We start from the raw sequence: 4,387 nt of genomic DNA on the forward strand, positions 1-4,387 counted from the left end.
CGTCCGCGGCATCCGCCATCGCCTCGGCCTCGGCCGCGGCAGCCTCGGTGACGGTCACGCCAGCCGGTCCTCCATGCCCCACGGCTGGCCGTAGCCACCGTCGGACTCGGGCCGGGCCATGAGCTCGAGGAACGGCGCCGCGTCGAACGCCTCGGGGCCGAGCACGCCGCTCCCCGTCCAGGCGCCGGTGGCGAGGAGCTCGAGCGCGATGACCGGGTTCAGCGCCGTCTGCCACACCACGCACTGCGCCTCGTACTCGGCCATCGTCCACTCGTTGTCGGACACGTGGTACAGGTACACCTCGCGCGGCTCGCCGTCGGTGCCGATGCCGGTGACCCAGAGGCCCGCGCACGTCTTGCCCGTCATCCGCGGACCGATGGTGGCCGGGTCGGGAAGTGACGCGGCGACCACATCGCGCGGGGCGACCTCGACCGGGCCGTTCGCCGACCGCACGCGCACGGGAGTCGTCGAATCGAGGCCGAGCAGGTGCAGGGTCTTCAGCACGTTGATGAACTCGTCGCCGAGGCCGTACTTGAACGTCACGCGCTTCGCGTCGACCCAGCGGGGCATGAGGAGCACCTCCTCGTGCTCGACGTTGACGCACTCGACCGGGCCGATGCCCTCGGGGAACTCGAAGACCTCGGGCTCGCTGAACGGCGGCGTGGTGAACCATCCGGCGTCCTTCTCCCAGACCACGGGCGGATTCAGGCACTCCTCGATCGTCGTCCAGATCGAGAAGGACGGGGCGAAGATCTCGTTGCCCTCCTCGTCGGTGACGACGAGGTTGGCCCCGTCGCGTACGCCGAGTTCGTCGATGAACTCGAACAGGTGGTCGGCGGCGTACCGTGCGAACACGTCCGACAACCCCGGCTCGACGCCCATCCCGACGAGCGCGAGCCGGCCCGCGGCCTGCCAGTCGGGCGCCTGGGCGAACTGGTCGTCGCCGAGCTTCACCCCGGTCTGCGCGTAGGGGTCGGTCGGATGCGGCTCGGACAGGCTCATCGCCATGTCGAGGTAGTCGGCCCCGGCGGCCAGCGCCCCGGCGAAGATCGACGGCACGAACTTCGGCTCGACCGCGTTCATCACGTGCGTGGCGCGCATCTCGCGGGCGACGGATGCGACGACCTCGGGATCGCTCGCATCGATGCGGGTCGTCGCGAACCGCGCCGCCACCGCGTCGCCGTGCCGCTCGCGGATCCACTCCACGGTGCGCTCCGCCCGCGATTCGTCGTAGTCGCTCACGACGAGGAGCTCGAAGAAGTCGCGACGAGCCGCGATCTTCGCGATGGCATCTCCGACGCCTCCGGCGCCGACGAGGAGGATCCGCATCCCCCGACGCTATCGCGGGCGGGATGCCCAGTCGATGGCGCGGCGTCTCGGGATCACGCGGATTCCGCACGGGTCGTGCGGGCGCGAGCGCGCGCCCGCGGCATCCGCTCACCTACCCTCCCGGTACGAGATGTAGGAACTTCCGAGCGACCAACGGCGTGTCACCGTCGTTCCCGGTGCCTTCCCGGCGTGTCTTCCTACATTCCGCACGGGGAGCGGATCCGCGGGCACCCGTTCGGCCCTGAAAGGGCCGACCTGGGCGCGCAGCCGAATCGTCAGCCGGTGATCGGCGGCAGGCCGCGGTGGCGCCGCACGATCTCGGCATCCGCGACCGTTCGAGTCACGGCTGCGAGCGTGAGGGGCCACTCGTCGACCACGTGCCGAGCGCTCGGCCTGATCACCGGAACACCGAACGCCAGGCCCACGAGGGTGCGGTCCCGGTCGGCGAAGAACTCGCCGGCGCCCGAGTGGAACCCACGACCATCGACCTCGAAGAGCACGCTTCCGTTGATGACCCCGTCGTACCGCCCGAATCCGGCCAGGTCGACTTGAGGTTCGACCCGGAACCCGGCGTTCGCGATCCGCCTCACGAACAGGCTCTCGACGCCGGATTCGGGCCGGTCCGTGAACTCGTCGACGAGCGCGGTCGTGCGATCGGGCAATGACGCCACGATCTCGTCGACCTGCCGCCTGGTGAGCACCCCTTCGTGCAGCGCGGAGTCGATCGCCGCGCTCCCGTGCTCGGCGTCCAGGCACCGGAGCGCACACGCGAGCGCCGACTCCGGCGAGACGATCCAGTCGAGGGCGGCGCTGGGCGCGCGCTCGACCGCCCAATGCACGCGCGGAGCGGCATCCGATGCCAGGCGGACGGTGCGCGTGCGCGACCTCGATGACGGCACCGACGGATGCCACACGCCGATGTTCTCGGCGCCGGGTGACCGGGCGGACGGGTGAACGCGGGAGGCGGTTCGGTGCACCTGCAGGTGGAGGACGTCGTCGACACCCGACCAGACGCCGAAGCGGCGCAATGCGGAAACGCACCCGATGCGTCCGCCGGCCGCGATCGCGCGGAGCTGGTCTCGGTCTGCGAGCGGGGAGACGACCCAGCCGTGGCGCGGGCGCTCCACGAGTCCCGCGGCGAGCCCGGTACGGAGCCCCGCGCGGGACACCCCGCGCGCGAGCAGCGTGCCCACGCGCGCAGCATGGCCGAGGCGGGCGAGCTCACGGAGGACGTCGGGCATGGGACGAGCCTCGCGAGGACGCGCACGGAATCGGGGCGCACGTGCCGGAGTGGTGGGAGTTCCGGGCGGCGGTCCGCGTGGGAGGAGGAGTGCCGGAGGGGTGGGACACGGTCGGGTGTGCCGAAAAGGAGGAAGAACTGCGCACGGGGCGGCGTGCCGGGGTCGTGACGCGCGGCGGGCGCGCGAGAAGTTCCTACATTTCGGATGGGGGAAGGGAGCGGGGCGGAGGGAACAGGAGGACGGAGGGGAGGGAACAGGAGGGCGGAGGGGCGGGAACAGGAGGGCGGAGGGGCGGGGAACGGAGGGAGGTCAGCAGAAGCCCGCCACGCCGTCCCAGGCGGCCGCAGGGGTAGCGTCGCCCTCGCGCACGACGGCCGCCTCGATCAGGCCGTACGGGCGGTCGGCGGCGAAGAAGACCTCGTTCGGGTTGTCGAGGCCGAACGGCGAGAGGTCGACGAGGAAGTGGTGCTTGTTCGGCATCGAGAACCGGATCTCGGCGATCTCCGAATGGTGCTCGAGCACGCGACTGCCCATCTCGAACAGGGTCGCCTGCAGGCCTGGCGAGTAGCCGTCGGCGAACGCCTCGAGCAGCACGCCGCGTACCGAGGAGTAGGTCCTGTCGTAGTCGACATCGGCGCGGCCGACCCCGTAGCGCCAGCGAGCGGTGACCTCCGTCGCAAGGATGCGATCGGTCGTCTCGGGGAGGGTCGTGTAGCGATCCTTCGGGTACCCGACGAAGCCCGAGTCCGTGCTCTTGAGCACCGTCAGACCCCGGAGACCCCCGAGCACGTGGCGCTCGTCGCCGTCGGCGACCACGAGGGCGGTGCGCACCTCGCGCCCCGAGCGCACGAACCCGTGATCGTGCTCGGCCGAGCCGGTGCGGATGCGCTCCCAGTCGAACCGTTCCGCCTCCCATCGTCCGCCGCTCACCCACTCGAAGGATCCGGTGAAGTGGTCGGCGAGCCGCAGCAGGAACGCCTCGAGGGCGCCGATGCCGTCTCGCGCGAACGCGAAGATCGTGTTCTTCTGCGTGTCGGTGGGCACGACATGGGCGTTCTCGCCGGCGAGGTGCGCCGCGGTGAAGTCCCCGCGCAGCTGCGACGTCACGTTCAGGTCGTCGATCTCGTGCCGGGCCGTGTCGCGCGTGAGCTTCACCACCCGCACCTCCGCCTTGCCGTACTGGTTGGCGCCGAGGACGATCGCGGGCTCGGTCATGGCTCAGCTCCCTCGATAGGTCGAATAGGCGAACGGGCTGAGGAGCAGCGGCACGTGCACGTGCCGGCCGTCGTCGGTGACGATGAACGTGACGATCGCCTCGGGGTAGAACGTCACCGCGTTCCGCGCCCGGAAGTAGCCGCCGGTGTCGAACCGGAGCCGGTACTCCCCCGCCGGCAGGTCGTCGCCGCCGAGCCGCATGATGCGGCCGTCGACGTCGGTGATGCCGGCGTCGAGCTGCCGCCAGCCGTTGCCCTCGCGACCGGCGAGCTCGACGTGCATCCCTTGGGCGGGCACGCCGGTCGACGAGTCGAGCACGTGCGTGGTGATGCGGGAGGTGGTCATGCGAGGCGTCCCTTCAGTCGGAGGACGGCGATCTGTCGCAGCTGGTCGGCGACGATCGGCTCCTCCTCGGCGGCCGTGTGGCCGAGCCGCTCGGTAAGCGCGGCCAGGATGTCGGATGCCGAGCGGCCGGCGGCGCGGATGAGGAACACCCGCCCGAACTTCTGCTCGTACGCCCGGTTGCCCTCGGCGAGCGCGTCGGCCACCCGGGCGTCGGCCGGGTCGACGCCCGCCTGCTCGGAGCGCGACATGGCCGCCTC

General features: G+C 71.3%; 5 protein-coding genes. All 5 read right to left on the minus strand.

The features are described from left to right. Nucleotides 1–54 precede the first annotated feature (54 nt). Nucleotides 55–1,329: a saccharopine dehydrogenase family protein gene (locus tag GH736_RS18000; protein WP_159605775.1), complete on the minus strand. Its 1,275-nt coding sequence runs from the start codon at nt 1,327–1,329 to the stop codon at nt 55–57. Nucleotides 1,330–1,604: 275 nt separating this feature from the next. Further along, the gene (locus tag GH736_RS18005; RefSeq protein WP_159605777.1) at nt 1,605–2,570 is read right to left on the minus strand and encodes a hypothetical protein; all 966 of its coding nucleotides are present in this window, start codon (nt 2,568–2,570) and stop codon (nt 1,605–1,607) included. A gap of 309 nt (nt 2,571–2,879) precedes the next feature. Continuing rightward, nucleotides 2,880–3,785 carry a factor-independent urate hydroxylase gene (gene pucL / locus GH736_RS18010; RefSeq protein WP_159605779.1) on the minus strand — a complete coding sequence of 302 codons (906 nt, stop codon included), beginning with the start codon at nt 3,783–3,785 and terminating at the stop codon, nt 2,880–2,882. A 3-nt stretch (nt 3,786–3,788) separates the two neighbouring features. Next, entirely contained in the window at nt 3,789–4,130 is a 342-nt protein-coding gene (gene uraH, locus GH736_RS18015) for a hydroxyisourate hydrolase (RefSeq protein ID WP_159605781.1), read from the minus strand. Further along, nucleotides 4,127–4,387, minus strand: a 261-nt coding sequence (locus GH736_RS18020) for a 2-oxo-4-hydroxy-4-carboxy-5-ureidoimidazoline decarboxylase (RefSeq protein WP_328596899.1), incomplete at its 5' end; no start/stop codon positions are given. The genes uraH and GH736_RS18020, both read right to left, overlap by 4 nt.

The organism is Agromyces humi, from assembly GCF_009720255.1.
Classification (GTDB): domain Bacteria; phylum Actinomycetota; class Actinomycetes; order Actinomycetales; family Microbacteriaceae; genus Agromyces; species Agromyces humi.